The sequence below is a fragment of the Rhodovulum sp. PH10 genome (assembly GCF_000293785.1).
Taxonomy (GTDB): Bacteria; Pseudomonadota; Alphaproteobacteria; order Rhizobiales; family Xanthobacteraceae; genus Rhodoplanes.
The window spans coordinates 1-19,654 of record NZ_AKZI01000052.1 but is presented as its reverse complement, the minus strand read 5'-3'; the positions used below and the strand labels follow the sequence as shown (position 1 = coordinate 19,654).

Below are 19,654 nucleotides of genomic sequence, written 5' to 3'. Positions count from 1 at the left end.
TGCGCGTCTACTCGGCCGCCTCGATCAGCTCGATGTCTTTCTTCAGGAGCGTGTTGACCAGCTCGCTCAGCGAAATCCCGCGGGCTTCGGCGCGGGCGGCGAGGAAGGCCAGCACCTCGGGGTCGAGATGCACCGGCGGGATCACCTCGGCGCCGGGCCGGAAGAATTTGCCGCGCTCGGCTTTCGAGAAATCGTACTCGTCTCTCATGTCGGAGGTTCCTCGCGATAGCGCTGCGCCTCGTTACGGGTCGGCCGTCGCGCCGATATGATGCGGACCACGGTGCGATGCCGACCGATGTCGGCCCAAGTGTGCACAACCAGAAGCAGATTTCCAGTCGCGGCGGAGCCGAGCGTGATCCAGCGTTCCTCGTCGGCGCTGTCCGGGTCGAGCACCGACAGCGCCAGCGGATCGCGGAAGACCGTCATGGCCTCGTCGAAGGCGACGCCGTGCTTGACGAGGTTGCTCGCCGCTTTCGCCGGGTCCCAGTCGAACAGGAGGGGCATGTCAGTGCGCTCCCCACGCGTCCGCAGCTTCGATCCGCCCTCGTCCCGAGGCGCTGGGCCGAAGGCCGAGACTCGAAGGGCCGGGGCGGCCCCATGGTTCGACACGCGGCCGGAGTTTACACTCGGGCCGCGCGATGCGCGGGCCCGGGTGGCCGCTCCTCACCATGAGGCCGGGAGAGGGCATCACAGCTCTCCTCGGAATGCGCGATGCTGAAGGGAGGCGAACAGCGCGTCGAGTTTTGCCAAGTGGGCGCGGTGCTTTGCTTTCAGCGCATCGATCTCGGCGACGCGAGCCGCAAAGGCACGTTGGAGGTCGAGGGGCACATCGGGAACCCTCAGTGTTCGGATGTCGTCGAAGTTCAATCCAGCTTTCACACCCTCGCGATTTTTTCGCTGTATTATAGCTTGGCCGGCACGGCTAGCCAACGCTGCCGACAAATAACGCGGCTCAAGCCTCGAAGACCTGATGATTGAAAGATGTTGATTGATGTACGCATCTCCAATACCAGTTGGAATAACGGCCGTTCTTCCGAGGTCGGCCGTGATGCTGAGTAAAACATCACCTGGTTGAACCCTTGTACGGCGCGCTTCGGCCGTTGGCGGAGGATTAACGAAGGCAACGTCACCCAGGTCCAACTCATCATGTTTAACGTTTTGTATGCGAATAAAGAGGTCGCCTGTCTCTCGATAAAATTCAGCCCAGCCCCTCGATCCGCTAGTTAGAAAATCGATCCTTTCGCCCAGTTCGAATAAGCGACCATTGAAGCCTGGTCGCGACCAGTCCCCAAACATGTTAGTGAAGAAAGCTTGCGGCAAGAGCGTTAGATATTCCAGCGCCTGCCGCCGCTTCCGCCGCAGGTCGTCGGCTTGGTCGAGGATCGTCGCAATCCGCCGCTGCTCATCGAGAGGCGGGAGGGGAATGAGCGTTTCGACGATCTCGCCGGACCTGATCCTTGGCAGTTGGCCTGGCGAGATCCCGATAGGAGCCGTCTTGAGAAACTGGTCGCTTCTCAGAAAATATGCGACGTAATTGCGATCGGCGATTGAGCGGACTTTGAATACGTACTGATCGACCGAACACAAGCCATCGAACTCGGCGATCCAAACTTTGTTCAAATAGGGGCGAAGGTAGCCATACACGATGTCGCCGCGACAGAATCTCGCCCGCCGGCCGGTCATATCTTCGAGGCGTATCTGCTCCGATCCGATCCTGATGCCGGTGTCACGCTCGATGTGCTCCAGGCCGACAAAGGTCGCCGGTCCGTGAGGGCGATCCTTGGGATGAACGATGTCATTTCGGAATTCGATCACCTCTCCCAGTGGTCGCATGCCAACAGGCGGGGAGACGGTCGGGCACGAGCGGGCGACGACACTCACCCCAGCATCTCCTCGAGCCGCGTCATTCCCTCCGAAATCTCCGCCTCGATCCGGCGAAGATCGGCCAAGATCGCCGCCGGGCTCTCGTGCAAAACCTCCTCGTGCTCGATCTCGCGATAGCGGTTGAGCGAGAGGTCGTATCCCGCCGCGGCGATGTCGGCCTTGGGCACGCAAAAGCTCTGCGCGGTGCGGGGGCGCTCGCGCTCGGCGCCGTCGCGCTCCTCCCAGCGCATCACGAGATCTGGTAGATCGTTCTTGGCCGCGTCGGCCTCGTCCAGCTCGGCTTTTGGCGTCGGCCCGAGCTTTTCGTCCGCCAGCAGCGGCTGGCGCTTGTCGTCGAGCGACCAGCCGTCGGCCCGCACGTCGTAGAACCACACGGCATCGGTGCCGCCGACGCCGGTGCGGGTGAACACCAGGATGGCGGTCGAGACGCCGGCATAGGGGCGGAACACGCCCGACGGCAGCTTGATCACCGCCTCAAGCTTGTTCTCCTCGACAAGGAGCTTGCGGATGTCCTTGTGGGCCTTCGACGAGCCGAACAGCACGCCGTCCGGCACGATCACCGCGGCGCGGCCGCCGACCTTCAGGAGCCGCAGGAAGAGGGCCAGGAAGAGAAGCTCGGTCTTCTTGGTCTTGACGGTGCGCAGCAGCTCCTTGGCGGTGGTCTCGTAATCCAGCGAGCCGGCGAACGGCGGATTGGCGAGCACCAGCGTGTAGCGGCCGGCGTCCTCGGCGTGGTCCTGGGCGAGGCTGTCGCGATAGGCGATGTTCGCGCTCTCGACGCCGTGCAGGGCCATGTTCATGGCGCCGATGCGCAGCATCGTCGGGTCGAAGTCGAAGCCGTTGAACAGCGTCTCGTTGAAGTGCGCCTTGCGCCGCTCGCTGCGGAACAGCTCACGGTGGTTTTGCCGCAAATATTCGCCGGCTGCGACCAGGAAGCCGCAGGTGCCGCAGGCGGGATCGCACAGCGTGTCGTCCGGGGTCGGCCGCACCAGCTCGACCATCGTCGCGATGATGTGCCGCGGCGTACGGAACTGCCCGTTCTGGCCGGCCGAGGCGATCTTTGCGAGCATGTACTCGTAGACGTCGCCGCGGGTGTCGCGGTCGCCCATCTCCAGCGCGTCGAGCTTGTCGACCACCTTGGCGAGCAGCGCGGGGCCGGGGATTTGTAGCCGGGCGTCCCGCATGTGCTTGGCATAGGCGGTGCCGTCGCCGTTCAGCTCGCGGATGAACGGGAAGACGTGCTCGTCGACCACCCGGAACATGTCGCGCGGCTCGAAGTGCTTGAACTTCGACCAGCGGAGGTTTTCGTAGGGCTCGCCGGCCTTGTCCTTGCCGCTCGGGAAGATGCGCCGGGCGGGCGTGCCGAGCGTGTTGGCCTTCCGTTCCTCGCGGGTCTGCTCCTCGTCGAGGCCCTTGATGAACATCAGGGTGGTGAGCTGCTCGATGACTTGGAGCGGGTTCGACAGCCCGCCCGTCCAAAAATCGTTCCAGATCAGGTCGATCTTGTTGCGCAAATCGCCCGTGAGCATGCCCGTCTCCTCGCCCCCGGCAGCCGGATCCGCCGGTCCCCTCTCGCCCGTGTCCGCCGAACCGGCGGCGCCACCCTGCGACTCGCTCGCCGCCGCGAACGGCGCGAGCTTCCGGTGTGCGTCACTCCGGCCGGCCTGTCACCCCATTCTGGGCGCCGGCAAGGGGCCGCCGAACCCGAAGGTCGGCCGTCGATCCGCCGCTCTCGGCGCTGCCGTTCCCGGTCGACGCCGGTGGAAGGCGAGGCGGTGCGACCTGCTCGCGCAGCGGCATCGGCCGGCGCGTTCGCTACTCGGCCCGGTGAAACAGGGGGGGGCGCTTGCCGGTCTTCGACGCGTTCTCGGTCGGTACCGCACGAACTCGAGAAATCCGCGCTCGATGACGGCTGGATGGATCGGCACGGTCCGCTCGGAGTTCGCATTCTTCAGTGAGCCACCATCCTCGGCCAGCACGATCTTCATCACCGGAACACCGTCGATGATGGTGATGCCTTTGCCCCAGAGCTGGGCGATCTCGCCGATGCGGGCACCGCTGAAGGTGAGGAGGGTGACGGGGCCGTGGCGGACACCGTCACAAAACGCCTGGAACCGGGCTTCCGCGAGACCCATCCGTGCCTTGGCGACTCCCGGCTCGCGGGTCCGCAGCGAGACCTTCATCGTGCCAGAAGGTGGGTAAGATCGAGGCCCGGATACGCGATCCGCTCGATCAGCTCCTGGAGGGCCGGCATGGGCAGCTCCAGCGGCGCATACGTCTCGACCGTGAACCCACGCTCGTGACCAATCAGCTCAGCGATTTCGGCCGGTGTGGCTCGGGCATTTTTGAGTGCCTGCGCCGCGTTCTTGCGCAGGCTGTGGAATGACACGCGACGGCGGTTCACCCCGACACTGCGGCGGTAGGTGGTGAACCGCTTGCCGAAATACCAGTTCAGCTTCTGGTCGGGGCCGCCGGGCTTCAATGCCGGGAAGAGCTGTCCCTTCGGCAGAGCCCGGACGTAGTCGAGCAGCCCACATTCGATGAGCATGGAATGCACGGGCACGTGTCGGATCGCGGCTTCTGTCTTCACGCGCTGACCTTCCCGGTCCGCGTGAACGCGGAAGTAGGTGACGCCGTCTTCCTCGGCCAAGTCGTCGGTGTGGAGCTGGCACAGCTCGCCGGAGCGCATGCCGGTGAACAGGGCCATGAGCGGCAACCACATCAAGCAGTGCTTCATCCCGTGTTGTTTGGGCTCGATGCGCTCCGATGGGACAGCCCCGAGAAGTAAAGAGGAACGCAGGAGCTTGCTCAACTCGTCGTTCCGGTAGGGTAGCCAGATCGTCTCCTTCGGGTCCGGCTTCGCGTAGCCCTGCTCCGCGAATGGGTTCGGGCCCTTGTAGTGTTGGCGCTTCTTCGCCCACTTGAACACCGACGCGAGGGATGAGACGTACCGGTTGAGCGTCCTGTTGCTGAGGTGCTCCTCACCGCCGGCGAAGCGGTCGAGCAGCTCCCAAACAGTGAGCTTCTTGGTCGCCGGGGATCGCCCCCAGCACGGGTGCAGCTTCGCCACCGCCTCGAGAAACGCGCTGGCATTCTCGCCCGTGATGTCGGTCAACGGGGCGTCGTGCACGTACTGCCCGAACAGCCGGAACACGGCTTCGTGCTGCATCCGCGTCTGCTCGGTGACCTTCGCAGTGTCGTCGCGTTGTAGCTCGTCGATGTACCGGGTCGCCGCTTCAGTGAACCGCATTCCGGCGCCGTCGCGATGAGGACGGGCAGCGACTGCGGGACGGATAGGGCGGAGAAGGATGGGGTCGATCAGGGGAGCGGAGCCAAAGCTCGGAGGTGGATCGTACGGCCGACCCTGAAGCGCGTGTTGGCGCCCCATGACGGCATGATACTGCGCCTTCATGAGCGCCTCGCTGAGCTTCCTGTGCTCGCGCGAGCCCTCAGGAACTTCGACGCCGACTCGCTTCTCGATCTCGGTGATCTCGCGGGCAACGGACCCGAAGTCCCCGGCCGCTGCAGCATCCGCCAGCAGCTCCAACTGCTGTCCCAACTCGAAGAGTTCTGAGCTGCCTCCGACGTGGCGGTCCTTGCCCATTCTGTCCATTTCGACGAGGTGGGATTGAAAAGCACGCTGTGCGTGTTCCTCGATCTCGGCAGAGGTGAGCGGGATGTTGCCGCGCATCCGCTCGAACGCCTCGGTCCACTGCGCGACCTTCGGCCAGCGGAGCTTCTGCGCTTTGACCAAATCGCGTGTGCCGAGGCTCTCGACGATCACCTTCCGGCCAGCCTTGGCTTGCAGGTCTGCGGGCACGCCCAACTGAAAGTACCACCCCTGCCGTCGCTGCTTGAGATACCGCGTGTCGGCCATGCCTCGCCCCCATTAGCACACGAGCTTAGTACACGGCCTTAGCTCACAAGCAGCTGAATTTCAGAAGAAGTATTGCATGACAGGGTCTTGATGTATGGTGGACTTGGGGTCCTCGTCCCCCAGCCAGCACGGCTTTCCTTTCCCCATCCGACGCTTCGAACCACGCATCCGGCGGTCCCGTGCCGTCCGCCGCCCGTCGCGCGACCGAGCCCGGTCGCACCGCCGTCCGCTCCCTCCCGCCGTCACGACGTCGTCAGCCGGTAGCCGACGCCCGGCTCGGTGACGATGAACTCCGGCGCCGCGGCGTCGTCGCCGAGCTTTTCGCGCAGGTGCCCGATGGCGATGCGCAGATAGTGGGTGTCGCCGAGATGCGCCGGCCCCCACACCGCCGTGAGGAGCTGCTTGTGGGTGACCAGCCGGCCGGCGTGGCGGGCGAGCAGCGCCAGCACGTCGAACTCCTTGCGGGTCGGCTTCACCTCCGCCCCGTCGACGGTGACGACCCGCCGGGCGAGATCGATCGTCAGCCGGCCGAACTGCAGCACCGCCGCCTCGCTCGCCGGCGCCCGCCGGCTGCGCAGCAGCGCGCGCAGGCGGGCCGACAGCTCGCCGGTGGAGAAGGGCTTGGTCACGTAGTCGTCGGCGCCGGCGTCGAGCGCGGCGATCTTCTCGGTCTCGGCGTCGCGCACCGACAGCACCAGGATCGGCACCTGCGACCATTCCCGGATCGCGCTCACCACCGCCTTGCCGTCCATGTCGGGCAGGCCGAGGTCGAGCACGATCACGTCGGGCGCGGTGGTGGCGGCGCGCTCGATGCCGGTGCGGCCGCGGTCGGCCTCGTCGACCTCGAAGCCGACGCTCGGCAGCGCGACCTTGAGGAACCGCCGGATCGCGACCTCGTCCTCGATCAACAGCACGCGGCCGACCACGGCGGTGGTCATGACAAATCCTCCGGGTCCGGCTCGGCGACCGCCGCCGGCAGGACGAGCTCCATGACGGTGCCCCGGCTGCCGTCGCCGGGATGGGCGCGGACGCTGCCGCCGTGCGCCTCGACCAGCCCGCGCACGATCGCGAGCCCGAGCCCGGTGCCGGCCGGCTCGCCGTCGCCGTGGCGCACCCGGTAGAACAGGTCGAACACCCGCTCGGCGTCCTCCGGCGGAATGCCGGGTCCCTGGTCGCCGATCGACAGCGTGACACGCCCCTCGGCGGTCGCCGCCGCGATCCGCACCGGGGTGCCGGGCGGGGCGTATTTGGCGGCGTTCTCCAGCACGTTGGTGACCGCCTGGCCGATCAGCACCGGGTCGACGTCGACCAGCGTGTCGCGTGGGATGTCGATCTCCACCGGGTGGCCGGCGAGCGGGCGGGCGAGGTCGGCGCGGGCGCGGCCGACGATCTCGCGCAGCTCGACCGGCGAGCGCCGCAGCGTCAGCGCGCCGTAGCCGAGCCGGGTCATGTCCAGAAGGTTCTGCACGAAGCGGTTCAGCCGCCGGGCCTCGTCGAGCGCGGTCGCGGTCAGCTCGCGGCGGCTTTCGGGCGGCAGGCTGCCGTCGGCGTCGGCGAGGCCGGTCAGGGCGCCGATCACGCTGACCAGCGGGGTGCGCAGATCGTGGCTCACCGAGTTGAGGAGGGCCGCGCGCAGTTTTTCGCCCTCGGCCTCGAGGCGTCGCGCTTCGAGGTCGGCGGTGAGCTTGAGCCGCTCGACCGCGACCGCCACCTGGTCCTCCACCGCGGTGAGCAGGCGGCGGGTGTCGGGGTCGAGCGTGTGCGAGCGGTCGTGGAACCACACGCCGACCACGCCGATCACCGTCTGCGCGGTGGCGAGCGGCACGAACAGCCACTCGGTGGTCGGCAGCGTGTCGGTGCCGGCACCGGCCGGCTCGTTGCGGGTGAAGGCCCATTGGGCGGCCATTTCGGCGCGGGTGTCGAGGTCCTCCTCGATCGACGGATGCCCCTGGACCTGCTCCAGCCGGCCGTTCGCATCGGGCATCAGGATCAGCGATCGGCAGTTCAGCGTGGTGGCGATGTGGGCCGCCGCCGCCCACAGCACGTCGTCGGCCTTGGTGACCGAGGCGATCTTGCGGGCGAAGTCGTAGAGCGTCTCGGTGCGCCGCTGCGAGGCGCGCATGCTTTCCACCTGCATCTTCAGCCGGCCCGCCAGCGTGCCGGTGAACACCGCGCTGATCAGGAACATCAGGAGGGCGACGATCGCCTCGTCCTGCGCCACCAGAAAGGTGTAATAGGGCGTCGTGAAGAAGAAATTGTAGGCGAGGAAGCCGGTGAGCGCCGCCGGCAAGGCGCCGGCCAGGCCGTTGCGCACGCCGACCAGCAACACCGCGAACAGATAGACCACCGCCAGCGAGCCGACCGGCACCACCCGCCACAGCGGCCACGCCACCACGGTCGCGGCCAGCGTCACCGCGGTCGCCTCGAACGCCGCCAGCCCCCAGCGGCGCCAGCGCCGTGCGGTGCGGATGTCGGTGTAGGCGCCGGGCCGGCCGGCCTCCGCCTTCGGCGTGACGATCGTCACCTCGAAGTCGCTCGCCCCCTCGACCACCCGCTGAAACACCGGCTCGTGGAGCCAGCGGGCGAGCGACCGCCAGCCGGTCCGCAGCGGCCGGCCGATCACCAGCCGGGTCGCGTTGCGCTTGCGGGCATAGGCGAGCAGCTCGCCGGCGACGTTCGATTCGCAGCGCAGCTGCACCGCCTCGCCGCCGAGCGTCTCGGCGAGCCGCAGCGCGGCGCGCAGATGCTCGCGGGCGGCTCCCGCGGCCTCGTCGCGCGGGGTGGAGACGGTCACCGCGATCCACGGGATGCGGGCGCGGTCGGCCATCCGCCGGGCGGCCCGTACGAGGGTCTTGGCGGTCGGTGCGTCGCTCAGGCAGACCAACAGGCGGTCCTGTGTCGGCCACGGCCCGCGCACGCCGTGCGAGCGCATCCAGGCGAGCACGTCGGCGTCGACATGGCTCGCGGCGGTGCGCAACGCGAGCTCGCGCAGCGCGGTGAGATTGCCGCGCGAGAAGAAGTTGTCGAGCGCGAGCCCGGCCTGGGCCGGCACATAGACCTTGCCCTCCTTCAAGCGCTCGGCGAGCTCTTCCGGCGTCAGGTCGATCAGCTCGATGTCGTCGGCGCGCGCCAGCACGTCGTCGGGCACCGTCTCCTGCACCCGCACGCCGGTGATGCCGGCGACCACGTCGTTGAGGCTCTCCACGTGCTGGACGTTGAGGGTGGTGACGACGTCGATGCCGGCGTCGAGAACCTCGGTCACGTCCTGCCAGCGCTTGGTGTGGCGGCCGCCCGGCGCGTTGGTGTGGGCGAACTCGTCGATGATGGCGAGCTGCGGCCGGCGGGCGAGCAGGGCGTCGAGATCCATCTCGGCGACCACCCGGCCGCGATAGGGGACGTCGCGGCGCGGCAGTTGCTCGAGGCCGTCGAGCAGCGCCGCGGTCTCCGGCCGGCCGTGCGTCTCGATCAGCGCGATCACGACGTCGATGCCGGCTGCGCGGCGGGCGCGGGCCTCCTCCAGCATCGCATAGGTCTTGCCGACGCCCGGCGCCGACCCGAAAAACACCTTCAGCCGGCCGCGGCCGGCCTTGCCGGCTTCCGCCAGCAGGGCGTCGGGATCGGGACGGTCGGGCTCGCCAGGGGTCATGCCACGGTCGCTCTCGCGGGGTCGGCTCTCAGGGATTCGTCGCGTCGAGCGCGAGGTTCAAGGCCAGCACGTTGACACGCGGCTCGCCGAAAAAGAACCGCGGTTCCTCGACATGGGCCTCGACCAGCGCGCGCAGTCTTGCCGGATCGAGCCGGCGGGCGGCGGCGACGCGCGGCACCTGCACCAAGGCCGCCGCCGGCGAGACGTCCGGATCGAGCCCCGAGGCGGAGGCGGTGACGAGATCGGCGGGCGCCGGTCCGGGCCCGAGCGCCGCCGCGCGGCGGGCGACGGCCTCCTTCAGCGCCGCCGCGCTCGGGCCGAGATTGGAGCCCGCCGAGGCCGACGCATCGTAGGGCGCCGCGATGGTCTTGCTCGGATCGGCGGGGTCGGGGGCGGTGGTCGCCGACGGGCGGCCGTGGAAATAGCGCTCCGAGGCGAAGGACTGGCCGATCAGTGCCGAGCCGACCACCGTGCCGTTCCGCACGATCAGGCTGCCGCCCGCCTGCTGCGGGGCGAGGACGGCGGCGAGGCCCGTGACAGCCAGCGGATAGGCGATGCCGGTGAGCACGGTGAACAGCGCGAGCAGCACGAGCGCGGGGCGAAGGATTTTGTGCATGGCGTCCTCTCAGGCGAGATGCAGGAGACCGACCAGCATGTCGATCAGCTTGATGCCGACGAACGGGGCGACCAGCCCGCCGAGGCCGTAGATCAGCAGGTTGCGCGACAGCAGCGCCGCCGCCGAGGCCGGCCGGTAGTGCACGCCCTTCAGCGCGATCGGGATCAGCGCGACGATCACCAGCGCGTTGAAGACGATCGCCGAGAGGATCGCCGACTGCGGCGAGCCGAGCCGCATCACGTCGAGCATCGCGAGCCCCGGATAGGCGGCGACGAACAGCGCCGGCAGGATGGCGAAGTATTTCGCCACGTCGTTGGCGATCGAGAAGGTGGTGAGCGCGCCGCGCGAGATCAGCAGCTGCTTGCCGACCATCACGATCTCGATCAGCTTGGTCGGGTCGTTGTCGAGATCGATCAGGTTGCCGGCCTCCTTGGCGGCCGCGGTGCCGGAATTCATGGCGACGCCGACATCGGCCTGGGCGAGCGCAGGCGCGTCGTTCGAGCCGTCGCCGCACATTGCGACCAGCCGTCCCTCGGCCTGCTCGGACCGGATCAGCGCGAGCTTCTTCTCCGGCGTCGCCTCGGCGAGAAAGTCGTCGACGCCTGCTTCTGCCGCGATCGCGGCCGCGGTCAGCGGGTTGTCGCCGGTGATCATCACGGTGCGGATGCCCATGCGGCGCAGCTCGCCGAAGCGGGCGCGGATGCCGGGCTTCACCACGTCCTTCAGATGCACGACACCGAGCACCGTGCCGTTGCGCGCCACCGCGATCGGCGTGCCGCCGGAGCTGGCGATCCGCCGCACGGCGGCGTCGAGGGCGGGATCGGGGGCGCGGCCGGTCAGCGCCGTCACCGCGTCGACCGCGCCCTTGCGGATCACCGTGCCGTCGGCAAGGTCGGCGCCCGACATGCGGGTGTGCGCGGTGAACGGCACGAAGCTCGCAGCCGACGGCGCCTGGTCGCGCCGAAACTCGTGTCGCCGCGCCGCCAGCTCGACGATCGATTTCCCCTCCGGCGTGTCGTCGGCGAGCGACGACAACCACGCCGCCTCGGCGAGGTCGCGCTCGTCGAAGCCCGGCGACGGCACGAACTCGTCCGCCATCCGGTTGCCGAAGGTGATGGTGCCGGTCTTGTCGAGCAGCAGCACGTCGATGTCGCCGGCCGCCTCCACCGCGCGCCCGGACTTGGCGACCGCATTGGTCTTCATCAGCCGGTCCATGCCGGCGATGCCGATCGCCGACAAGAGCCCGCCGATGGTGGTCGGGATCAGCGTCACGAAAAGCGCGACCAGGTAGACGGTCGGGATGGTGGTGCCGGACCAGGCGGCGAAGAACGGCAGGGTGACGACGACCAGCAGGAAGACGAGCGTCAGCCCGGCGAGCAGGATGTCGAGCGCGATCTCGTTCGGCGTCTTCTGCCGCTTCGCGCCCTCCACCAGCGCGATCATCCGGTCGAGAAAGGTTTCGCCCGGCTTCGCGGTCACCTTCACCACCAGCCAGTCGGAGACCAGCCGGGTGCCGCCGGTGACGGAGGAGCGGTCGCCGCCGGACTCGCGGATCACCGGGGCGCTCTCGCCGGTGATCGCGCTCTCGTCGACCGAGGCGATGCCCTCGATCACCTCGCCGTCGGTCGGCACGGTGTCGCCGGCCTCGATCAGGATCAGCTCGCCGGGCTCCAGCCGGTCGAGATCCTTGCCCTCCCACAGCTCGCGATTGCCCGGTAGGATCAACACCTTTGCACGCGCGGTGCGGCGGGTGGCGCGAAACGAGTCGGCCCGCGCCTTGCCGCGCCCCTCGGCGACGGCTTCCGCGAAATTGGCGAACAGCACCGTGACCCACAGCCAGGCCGCGATCTGACAACCGACCCACACGGTCGGCCCACCGGAGAGCCCGTCGCGGATCGCGAGTACGGTGGCGAGCGTCGCGGCGACCGCGGTGGTGAAGATCACCGGGTTGCGGGCGAGGCTGCGCGGGTCGAGCTTGCGCACGGCCTCGAGCGCGGCGGGGCCGAGAATGCTCGGGGCGAACAAGGCGATGTCGACGGGGGAGTGCTTGCTCATGGCGCACCTTCAGAACGTATGGCCGGCGAGGATCGACACCTGCTCGGCGATCGGCCCCAGCGCGAGGACGGGGAAGAAGGTCAGCGCGCCGACGATCAGAATGGTGGCGATCAGCAGGCCGACGAACAGCGCCCCGTGGGTCGGGAAGGTGCCGGCGGAGGCCGGCGTCGTCTTCTTGGCGGCGAGCGAGCCGGCGATGGCGAGGATCGGCACGATGTAGCCGAAGCGGCCGAGCAGCATCGCGAGGCCGAGCCAGGTGTCGTGCCACGGCGTCGCGGCGCCGAAGCCGGCGAAAGCCGAGCCGTTGTTGCCGGTCGCCGACGAGTAGGCGTAGAGCAGCTCCGACAGGCCGTGCGGTCCGGCGTCCTGCACCGCGGTTTGCGCGTGGCCGGTGGCGATGGCGAGCGCCGCGAAGCCGAGCACGCCGATCGGCATGATCAGGAGCGTCAGCGCGGCGAGCTTCACCTCGCGCGCCTCGATCTTCTTGCCGAGATATTCCGGCGTGCGCCCGACCATCAGGCCGGCGAGAAACACCGTCAGCACGACGAACAGCAGCATGCCGGTGAGGCCGACCCCGACGCCGCCGAACACCACCTCGCCGAGCTGGATCTGCAGCATCGCGACGAGCCCGCCGAGCGGCGTCAGAGAATCGTGCATGGCATTCACCGAGCCGTTCGAGGCGGCGGTGGTGGCGGCCGCCCACAGCGCCGAGCCGACCACGCCGAAGCGGACCTCCTTGCCCTCCATATTGCCGGCGGCGGGATCGACCAGGCCGGCGAGGAGCGGGTTGCCGGCGTGCTCGGCCGCATAGATGGCGCCGATCGACGCGACCAGCATGAGGCCCATCGCGACGAACAGCGCGCGGCCCTGGCGGCGGTCGCCGACCATCCGGCCATAGGTGAAGCAGAAGGCGACCGGGATCACGAGGATCGCCAGCCACTCGATCAGGTTGGAGATCGCCGTCGGGTTCTCGAACGGGTGGGCGGAATTGACGTTGAAGAAGCCGCCGCCATTGGTGCCGAGCTGCTTGATGGCGACCTGGCTCGCCACCGGGCCGAGCGCGATCGTCTGCTTCGCCCCTTCCAGCGTCGTCGCGGTGGCCGACGCGTCGAGCGTTTGCGGCACGCCGAGCCACACCAGCGCCAGCGCCACGACGATCGAGAGCGGCAGCAGCACATAGAGGATCGCGCGGACGAGATCGGTCCAGAAATTGCCGATGCTGCGCACCTGGCGCGAGGCGAGGCCGCGCGCGACCGCCGCCGCGACCGCCATGCCGCTCGCCGCCGACACGAAGTTCTGCGTCGTCAGCCCGACCATCTGAGAGAAGTTCGACAGCGTGGTCTCGCCGCCATAGCTCTGCCAGTTGGTGTTGGTGACGAACGAGACCGCGGTGTCGAAGGCGAGATGCGGCGGCAGGCCGGCGAACCCTCGAGGGTTCAGCGGCAGAAGGTTTTGGGCCCGGAGCACCAGATACAGCACGACGAAGCCCGCGGCGTTGAAGGCGAGCAGCGAGAAGGCGTAGGTGCTCCAGTGCTGCTCCGCCTTCGGCCGCACGCCGGCGGGCGCGAGCAGAGCCCGCTCCGCGCGTGCGAAGAACGTTAGCTCGCCGGAAAACACTTTTGCCATGTAGACGCCGAGCGGCGCGGCGATCGCCACCAGCAGGGCCAGACAGAGCACGATCTGAATCAGATCGGCGGCGAGGCCGGGCGGCACGAGGGCGGAAGACGCGAAAGTGGAAGGCATGGTGGCCTCCTCAGAACCGTTCGGGGCGCAGCAGCGCCGCCACCAGATACGCGGCGAGCCCGATCGCGACCGCGAGCCCGAGCACGAGATCGAAGGTCGTCATGGCGGCCCTCACAAGCGCTCGGCCGCGAGCACGGCGAGGCCGAACGCGGCGAAGCCGGCGAGGCCGAGGAGCGGATACAGGAGGTCGAGGAGCATGCGGCTCTCCATTGGCGAGGACGAACGTCCACGATATGGCGAGCCGTAGCGCCGGCGCCCGTAACGTCGCGATGGCGAAGGCGGGGCTTCGGCGTAAAGCCGGCGTAAATCGCCGCTCCGCGGGGAGTGCCGCACGGCGAGCTCGTCCGCCCGGTGTGCTGCGCGCCGGCCGCGCACCGTCTCTCGTCGATGCGGGTCCGCGTGCCGCTCACCCGCTCTTCGCGCCGAGGTGGCGCGCGGCGCCCGGCGACGCGGTGACCGGCCGTCTCTCGCGGTTTCCTCGGCGGGCGGGCGCACGAGGAGGCGGCTTCGTCGTTGTCGAGGCGGGCTGGTGGCGGGCTGGTGGCGTGCCGGTGGCGATCTCGCTCTCCCCGCCGAGGGGTCGGTTCGGCGGCGGCTTCACCACGAGCGGCGTGTCGGATTGCTCAGGAGGTGCTTCGCAATGAAGACGGTGCGTGACGTCGTGAGGGACAACAGCCTGTCGCTCGCTTTCTGCGGCCTGTTCGTCGTCTGCCTCGTCGGCCAGATCGTGGCCGGTTACCTCTTGCAGGCGGAGCACCCGGGCGGGCAGCTGCATGCGTCGAGCATCGGACAGCTGGTGACGAGCGCCAGCTTTCTCGAGGGCGTGTTCGGCAATTGGCAGGCCGCGCTGTTCCAGCTTCTGGTTCTGATCCTGCTTGCGGTGTTCCTTCGCCAGCGCGGCGCGTCGCATTCCAAGAAGACGCACGAGCAGACGGTGGACCGTCGCGCGAGGTCGCTCCACTGGTTCGGACGTCACGAGTCCTGGGCCTATCGCAATTCGCTGTCGCTCGCTTTCGCCAGCCTCTTCGTCATCGCGTTCGTGGGGTTCTTCTTCGCCGAGCTGATCGAGTACAACGACGAGCGGCTACGGCACGGCGAGGCGGCGCTCGACGCGGGCGCGTTCCTGCTCTCGGCGAAGCTGTGGTTCGAGCTGTTCCAGACATGGCAGGCCGAGTTCTTCGCGATGGGCACCTTCCTGCTCCTGAGCATCGTTCTGCGTCAGCAGGGCTCGGCGGAGTCGAAGCCGGTGGAATCGTCCGACGACGAGACGGGCGAGACGAACGAGTAGGTGCGGGCGAACAGGGGGCGTCGACCGGTGGCGGCAAGGCGGTGTCGCGTCGCCACCGTCCGGCAGCGGACCGTCGTTCGTGAGCGGCATCCGACATTCCGCAAGCCTGCGGAAAGGCCGCTCGTCGAATTGTCCGGGTTCCCGGAACGATCCTCCTCGGACCCGATTGATCCGGCGGTGACGGACACGATCACGTCACCACACGCACCGCCGAACAGCCGCTGCAGGACGGGAGAACGGCCGTATCGGTCGGATCTCCGACAATCGATCTGATCACGATCGTGGCGGTCCCGTGCAGCGCATTCGGTGCGACATCGTCCGACGGCATGCCGAGGAACCGACCATGCTCTATCACGACAAGCGACTGCAATATCCCGTTCGTGTGGAGAAGCCAGATCCCCTGTTCGCGCGCCAGCTCCAGCAGGCGATCGGCGGGATCGAGGGCGAGATCCGCGTCTGCCTGCAGTATTTCTTCCAGGCCTGGGGTGCGCGCGCGCCGAACAACAAGTATCGTGACCTGCTCCTCAACACCGCCACCGAGGAGATGGGGCACGTCGAGATGCTGGCGACCGCCGTCGCGCTCAATCTCGAGAAGGCGCCGCTCCAGGCCGAGGAGGCGGCGAGCGACGCGATCGTCGGCGCGGTGATGGGCGGCGAGAGCGCCCGCCACGTGATGGAGGGCATGCTGCAGCGGCACATCCTGTCGACCGGGCTCGCGGCCTTTCCCGCCAACTCCGACGGGGTGCCGTTCGACTGCTCGCACATCTATGCGAGCGGCAACATCGTCGCCGACATGTATTGCAACGTCGCCGCCGAGGCGACCGGGCGGACGCTCGCGGTGCGGCTCTACAACTCGACCAACGATCCCGGCATGAAAGACATGCTGCACTTCATGATCGCGCGCGACACCATGCATCAGCAGCAGTGGCTCGCGGTGGTCGAGGAGCTCGGCGGCGCCGAGACGCTGCCGATCCCGAACAGCTTCGACCAGAGCAAGGAGCACACCGACTACAGCTACTTCCTGATGGGCACGCAGCGCGACGGCAAGAAGCCGCCGAGCGGCCGTTTCTCGCACGGGCCGTCGCTCGACGGCCGGGGCGAGTTCTCCGCCGGTCATTTCGAGCCGCTCGGCGAGGAGCCGGTGCTCGGCCCGGCGCGGCCGCACTCGGGCGCCCAGCGCGAGCAGATCGACCGCCGCATGGCGGCCGAGTGAGCCCTGCCGGCGCCTCCGTCGGCAGTCCGTCACGAGGCGCCGGCCGTCGGCGTCGTGGGAGCGAGCGCGGTGCGGCAGCCGCCGCTCGCTCTCCGGCGTCGGCCTCGTGAAACTCTCCCGCGTGAGACGCTCTCTCGTGCGAGACGATCACGAGCGAGAGTGGATCCCTTCGGCCTCACGAGCGCTCGGCCCGCCCCGCGACGGCCGCCCCGCCGGCGGCTGCACCGCCAAAACACGGCATCGAACGAGTTCGCATCGACCGAGGTCGCATCGACAGAGAAGGAATTCCATGCGCGCGCTCTGTTATCACGGCAAGCACGACATCCGCTGCGAGACCGTGCCCGATCCGACCATCGAGGACGGGCGGGACGCCATCATCAAGGTGACCGCCTGCGCGATCTGCGGCTCCGACCTGCATCTCTACGACGGCATCATGCCCGGCATGGAGACGGGCGACGTGCTCGGCCACGAGACGATGGGCGAGGTCGTCGAGGTCGGCAAGGACAACACCAAGCTGAAGGTGGGCGACCGGGTGGTGGTGCCGTTCACCATCTCGTGCGGCGAGTGCTTCTTCTGCCGGCGCGGCCTCTATTCGGGCTGCGAGCGATCGAATCCCGACAAGGCCGCCGCCGAGAAGCTGTGGGGCCACTCGCCGGCCGGGCTGTTCGGCTACTCGCATCTGCTCGGCGGTTATCCCGGCGGGCAGGCGCAGTATCTGAGAGTGCCGTATGCCGATGTCGGGCCGATCGAGGTGCCGGAGGGGCTGACCGACGAGCAGGTGCTGTTTCTCTCCGACATCTTCCCGACCGGCTACATGGCGGCCGAGAACTGCAACATTCACGGCGGCGACACGGTCGCGGTGTGGGGGTGCGGTCCGGTCGGCCAGATGGCGATCAAGAGCGCGTTCCTGCTCGGCGCCGAACGGGTGATCGCGATCGACACGGTGCCGGAACGGCTCGCGCTGGCGCGCCGCAGCGGGGCGGTGACGCTCGATTTCATGGACGAGGACATTTACGACAAGCTGCAGGACATGACGAGCGGACGCGGCCCCGACTCCTGCATCGACGCGGTCGGCACCGAGGCGCACGTCACCGCCAGCGCCGACTCGGTGCTCGATCGTGTCAAGACGGCGACCTTCATGGGCACCGACCGGCCGCACGTGCTGCGCCAGGCGATCAATTGCTGCCGCAACTTCGGCACCGTCTCGATCGTCGGCGTCTATGGCGGGCTGCTCGACAAGATGCCGATGGGCTCGGCGGTCAATCGCGGTCTCACCTTCCGGATGGCGCAAACACCCGTGCAGCGCTATTTGCCGGAGCTGATGGCGCGGATCGAGCGGGGCGAGATCGACCCGTCCTTCATCATCACGCATCGGGCCGGCCTCGAGGACGGGCCGGAGCTCTACAAGACGTTCCGCGACAAGCAGGACGGCTGCGTGAAGGTGGTGCTGAAGCCCTGATTTGGGTCTGGGCGGACCGATGGTCCACCCGCCGAGGCCCGCGAAACGAGGAGATCCGTGATGGCCGAGCATTCGCGTCTCGCCGTCGTCACCGGTGCCAGCTCCGGCATCGGCTACGAGCTGGCAAAGATCTGCGCCCGAAACGGCTTCGATCTCGCGGTCGCGGCCGACGAGCCGGAGATCGAGCGTGCAGCGGAGGAGTTTCGCGCGCTCGGTGTGGAGGTGACGGCCGTTCGGGCGGATCTCGGGACGCTGGAGGGCGTCGACCAGCTGTACGACGCGCTTCACGGGCGGCCGGTCGACGCGCTGCTCGCCAATGCCGGCCGCGGCCTCGGCAAGGGCTTTCTCGATCAGAATTTCGGCAAGGTGCGGCACGTGATCGACACCAACATCACCGGCACCGTCTATCTGATCCATCGCATCGGCAACGACATGCGCCGGCGCGGCGAGGGCCGCATCCTGATCACCGGGTCGATCGCCGGCTGGATGCCGGGCAGCTTCCAGGCGGTCTACAACGGCACCAAGGCGTTTCTCGACAACTTCGCCTTCGGCTTGCGCGACGAGCTGGAGGACACCGGCGTCACCGTCTCCTGCCTGATGCCGGGACCGACCGACACCGAGTTCTTCCGCCGCGCGGAGATGATGGACACCAAGGTCGGCCAGCAGAAGAAGGACGATCCGGCGAAGGTGGCGAAGGACGGATTCGACGCGATGATGAGCGGCACCGGCGACGTCGTCTCGGGCTGGAAGAACAAGCTCGCCGCGACGCTCGCCGACATCAGCTCGCCGGAGATGCTGGCGCGCCAGCACCGCAAGATGGCCGAGCCCGGCTCGGCGTCGGAGTGATACCGACGGCGACGGAGTTCGACCTCGTTCCGAGGAGCACTCCGCAGGAGTGCGTCTCGAAGGGCGGAGCCACGGTGCGGGCCTCGTCCGTCGAGACGTCGCCTTCGGCGACCCTCGGGACGAGGTCGCTGGCACCATCCGCGCTGCGGGGTGGTCGCTGCCGGGAGCCGGGAGGCGGCGACCCGTCGGGATCGTGATGGGCCGGTCGCCCGCGGCGACCGGCTTCTCGACTGTTCGGACTATCGTGCGGTCGGCCGTGCGGTCGGCATCGGCTCGCGCGATCGCCGATGCTCAGCGCTGCGCGGCGAGATCGGCTTCTTCACGCGTGAGGAACGCACGCGTCAGCTGGGGCAGATGGTCCTTTATCCAGGAGGCCATCGCGATCTCCTCCTCCATGATGTCGCGACACACGCGCGCGGTCTGGGCGTCGCCGACCTCCTCGGCCGCGACGGCGAGGATCAGATAACCGCTCGCCTCGAGGTTCTCGAACGCGTAGCTCACCATCGCGCCCTTCAGCACCTCGTCGCCGGCGAACATGCCGCCGAGCCCCTGCAGGGTGGCCATCGCCGAGCCGGCGAGATCCTTGAGGGTCGAGGTGCTGGTGCCGACCCGCTCGATGCAGGCCTCGACGCGCTCGATCTGGCTCTGGGTTTCGCTGATGTGCTGCGTGATCCGGGCTCTCAGCTCGGGATAGTGCTCGAGGCGCTGCTGTTGCGCCTTCAGCATGGTTTCGGCCTGCTGCTCCATGGCGTGCGCATCGCGCAGCCAGAGCGCCAATCGGTCGTGCTTCTCGCTCATGTGTGCCTCTCGGAAGTGTGTTGGACCCTCGTCCGTGGACCAACCTTGCCGAGTGGCTCGCGTTCCGTGCCGGCGGACCGGCATGCCGGCGGCGACGTGTCGCGTGATCACGATCGTCGGGTGGCCGACATCGCGTCGTGATCAGATGAGCGGACGACGGCCCGGGCCGCGTCCCGAGCCGTCAGAGCCCGTTTGGGAACTCCGACGGGGCTGCGCCGGAGCCGCTTTC

At 68.3% G+C, this 19,654-nt stretch carries 17 protein-coding genes; 4 read left to right on the top strand and 13 right to left on the bottom strand.

The annotated features are described in order from the left end of the window. Positions 1-7: 7 nt before the first annotated feature. The 12 genes from A33M_RS10170 to kdpF all read right to left on the bottom strand — a co-directional run bounded on the left by A33M_RS10170 (position 8) and on the right by kdpF (position 13,924). Positions 8-208, bottom strand: coding sequence for a hypothetical protein (locus tag A33M_RS10170; protein ID WP_008386561.1), 201 nt, complete (start codon positions 206-208; stop codon positions 8-10). Further along, positions 205-504 carry a BrnT family toxin gene (locus A33M_RS10165; protein ID WP_008386559.1) on the bottom strand — a complete coding sequence of 100 codons (300 nt, stop codon included), beginning with the start codon at positions 502-504 and terminating at the stop codon, positions 205-207. Before A33M_RS10165 ends, A33M_RS10170 begins: the two co-directional genes overlap by 4 nt. Before the next feature lie 183 nt (positions 505-687). Beyond that, a complete protein-coding gene (locus A33M_RS22895) occupies positions 688-1,881 on the bottom strand; it encodes a restriction endonuclease subunit S (protein ID WP_008386557.1) in 1,194 nt (397 codons plus the stop codon). Next, positions 1,878-3,413: a type I restriction-modification system subunit M gene (locus A33M_RS10160; protein ID WP_008386543.1), complete on the bottom strand. Its 1,536-nt coding sequence runs from the start codon at positions 3,411-3,413 to the stop codon at positions 1,878-1,880. The genes A33M_RS22895 and A33M_RS10160 overlap by 4 nt, the downstream gene beginning before the upstream one ends. Before the next feature lie 138 nt (positions 3,414-3,551). After that, positions 3,552-4,067 carry a hypothetical protein gene (locus A33M_RS23845; RefSeq protein ID WP_157223411.1) on the bottom strand — a complete coding sequence of 172 codons (516 nt, stop codon included), beginning with the start codon at positions 4,065-4,067 and terminating at the stop codon, positions 3,552-3,554. Beyond that, positions 4,064-5,761 (bottom strand): site-specific integrase, encoded by a 1,698-nt coding sequence (locus A33M_RS10155; RefSeq protein ID WP_008386542.1) that lies wholly within the window; start codon positions 5,759-5,761, stop codon positions 4,064-4,066. The genes A33M_RS23845 and A33M_RS10155 overlap by 4 nt, the downstream gene beginning before the upstream one ends. A gap of 242 nt (positions 5,762-6,003) precedes the next feature. Continuing rightward, on the bottom strand, positions 6,004-6,699 hold the full coding sequence (locus A33M_RS10150) for a response regulator (protein WP_008386540.1): 696 nt from the start codon (positions 6,697-6,699) through the stop codon (positions 6,004-6,006). Beyond that, entirely contained in the window at positions 6,696-9,407 is a 2,712-nt protein-coding gene (locus tag A33M_RS10145) for a sensor histidine kinase (RefSeq protein ID WP_008386538.1), read from the bottom strand. The genes A33M_RS10150 and A33M_RS10145 overlap by 4 nt, the downstream gene beginning before the upstream one ends. 28 nt (positions 9,408-9,435) lie before the next feature. Beyond that, entirely contained in the window at positions 9,436-10,023 is a 588-nt protein-coding gene (kdpC, locus tag A33M_RS10140) for a potassium-transporting ATPase subunit KdpC (protein WP_008386536.1), read from the bottom strand. A 9-nt stretch (positions 10,024-10,032) separates the two neighbouring features. Beyond that, positions 10,033-12,078, bottom strand: coding sequence for a potassium-transporting ATPase subunit KdpB (gene kdpB, locus A33M_RS10135; RefSeq protein WP_008386535.1), 2,046 nt, complete (start codon positions 12,076-12,078; stop codon positions 10,033-10,035). Between the two features lie 9 nt (positions 12,079-12,087). Next, the gene (gene kdpA / locus A33M_RS10130) at positions 12,088-13,821 is read right to left on the bottom strand and encodes a potassium-transporting ATPase subunit KdpA (RefSeq protein WP_008386533.1); all 1,734 of its coding nucleotides are present in this window, start codon (positions 13,819-13,821) and stop codon (positions 12,088-12,090) included. A 10-nt stretch (positions 13,822-13,831) separates the two neighbouring features. Beyond that, positions 13,832-13,924 (bottom strand): K(+)-transporting ATPase subunit F, encoded by a 93-nt coding sequence (gene kdpF, locus A33M_RS22890; RefSeq protein WP_083850403.1) that lies wholly within the window; start codon positions 13,922-13,924, stop codon positions 13,832-13,834. 537 nt (positions 13,925-14,461) lie between these two features. Between kdpF and A33M_RS10125 the strand changes: the two genes are divergently transcribed. The 4 genes from A33M_RS10125 (at position 14,462) to A33M_RS10110 (ending at position 18,627) form a co-directional block, all read left to right on the top strand. Then, positions 14,462-15,109 (top strand): DUF6766 family protein, encoded by a 648-nt coding sequence (locus tag A33M_RS10125; RefSeq protein ID WP_008386531.1) that lies wholly within the window; start codon positions 14,462-14,464, stop codon positions 15,107-15,109. A 343-nt stretch (positions 15,110-15,452) separates the two neighbouring features. After that, entirely contained in the window at positions 15,453-16,322 is an 870-nt protein-coding gene (locus tag A33M_RS10120; protein WP_040620056.1) for a manganese catalase family protein, read from the top strand. A 289-nt stretch (positions 16,323-16,611) separates the two neighbouring features. Next, entirely contained in the window at positions 16,612-17,781 is a 1,170-nt protein-coding gene (locus A33M_RS10115) for a zinc-dependent alcohol dehydrogenase (protein ID WP_008386527.1), read from the top strand. Positions 17,782-17,841: 60 nt separating this feature from the next. After that, positions 17,842-18,627, top strand: a complete 786-nt coding sequence (locus A33M_RS10110) for an SDR family NAD(P)-dependent oxidoreductase (RefSeq protein ID WP_008386526.1) — start codon at positions 17,842-17,844, stop codon at positions 18,625-18,627. 291 nt (positions 18,628-18,918) lie between these two features. Here the strand turns inward: A33M_RS10110 and A33M_RS10105 are convergent, their stop codons facing one another. Then, the gene (locus tag A33M_RS10105) at positions 18,919-19,425 is read right to left on the bottom strand and encodes a ferritin-like domain-containing protein (RefSeq protein ID WP_008386524.1); all 507 of its coding nucleotides are present in this window, start codon (positions 19,423-19,425) and stop codon (positions 18,919-18,921) included. Between the last annotated feature and the right edge of the window lie 229 nt (positions 19,426-19,654).

Bases quoted from the DNA above. Each gene is read 5' to 3' on its own strand.
- A33M_RS10150 (WP_008386540.1), bottom strand. From the start codon at position 6,699: ATGACCACCGCCGTGGTCGGCCGCGTGCTGTTGATCGAGGACGAGGTC.
- A33M_RS10155 (WP_008386542.1), bottom strand. From the start codon at position 5,761: ATGGCCGACACGCGGTATCTCAAGCAGCGACGGCAGGGGTGGTACTTT.
- A33M_RS10145 (WP_008386538.1), bottom strand. From the start codon at position 9,407: ATGACCCCTGGCGAGCCCGACCGTCCCGATCCCGACGCCCTGCTGGCG.
- A33M_RS10110 (WP_008386526.1), top strand. From the start codon at position 17,842: ATGGCCGAGCATTCGCGTCTCGCCGTCGTCACCGGTGCCAGCTCCGGC.
- A33M_RS10105 (WP_008386524.1), bottom strand. From the start codon at position 19,425: ATGAGCGAGAAGCACGACCGATTGGCGCTCTGGCTGCGCGATGCGCAC.
- kdpF (WP_083850403.1), bottom strand. From the start codon at position 13,924: ATGACGACCTTCGATCTCGTGCTCGGGCTCGCGGTCGCGATCGGGCTC.
- kdpB (WP_008386535.1), bottom strand. From the start codon at position 12,078: ATGAGCAAGCACTCCCCCGTCGACATCGCCTTGTTCGCCCCGAGCATT.
- kdpC (WP_008386536.1), bottom strand. From the start codon at position 10,023: ATGCACAAAATCCTTCGCCCCGCGCTCGTGCTGCTCGCGCTGTTCACC.
- A33M_RS10170 (WP_008386561.1), bottom strand. From the start codon at position 208: ATGAGAGACGAGTACGATTTCTCGAAAGCCGAGCGCGGCAAATTCTTC.
- kdpA (WP_008386533.1), bottom strand. From the start codon at position 13,821: ATGCCTTCCACTTTCGCGTCTTCCGCCCTCGTGCCGCCCGGCCTCGCC.
- A33M_RS10120 (WP_040620056.1), top strand. From the start codon at position 15,453: ATGCTCTATCACGACAAGCGACTGCAATATCCCGTTCGTGTGGAGAAG.
- A33M_RS10115 (WP_008386527.1), top strand. From the start codon at position 16,612: ATGCGCGCGCTCTGTTATCACGGCAAGCACGACATCCGCTGCGAGACC.
- A33M_RS10165 (WP_008386559.1), bottom strand. From the start codon at position 504: ATGCCCCTCCTGTTCGACTGGGACCCGGCGAAAGCGGCGAGCAACCTC.
- A33M_RS10125 (WP_008386531.1), top strand. From the start codon at position 14,462: ATGAAGACGGTGCGTGACGTCGTGAGGGACAACAGCCTGTCGCTCGCT.
- A33M_RS10160 (WP_008386543.1), bottom strand. From the start codon at position 3,413: ATGCTCACGGGCGATTTGCGCAACAAGATCGACCTGATCTGGAACGAT.
- A33M_RS23845 (WP_157223411.1), bottom strand. From the start codon at position 4,067: ATGAAGGTCTCGCTGCGGACCCGCGAGCCGGGAGTCGCCAAGGCACGG.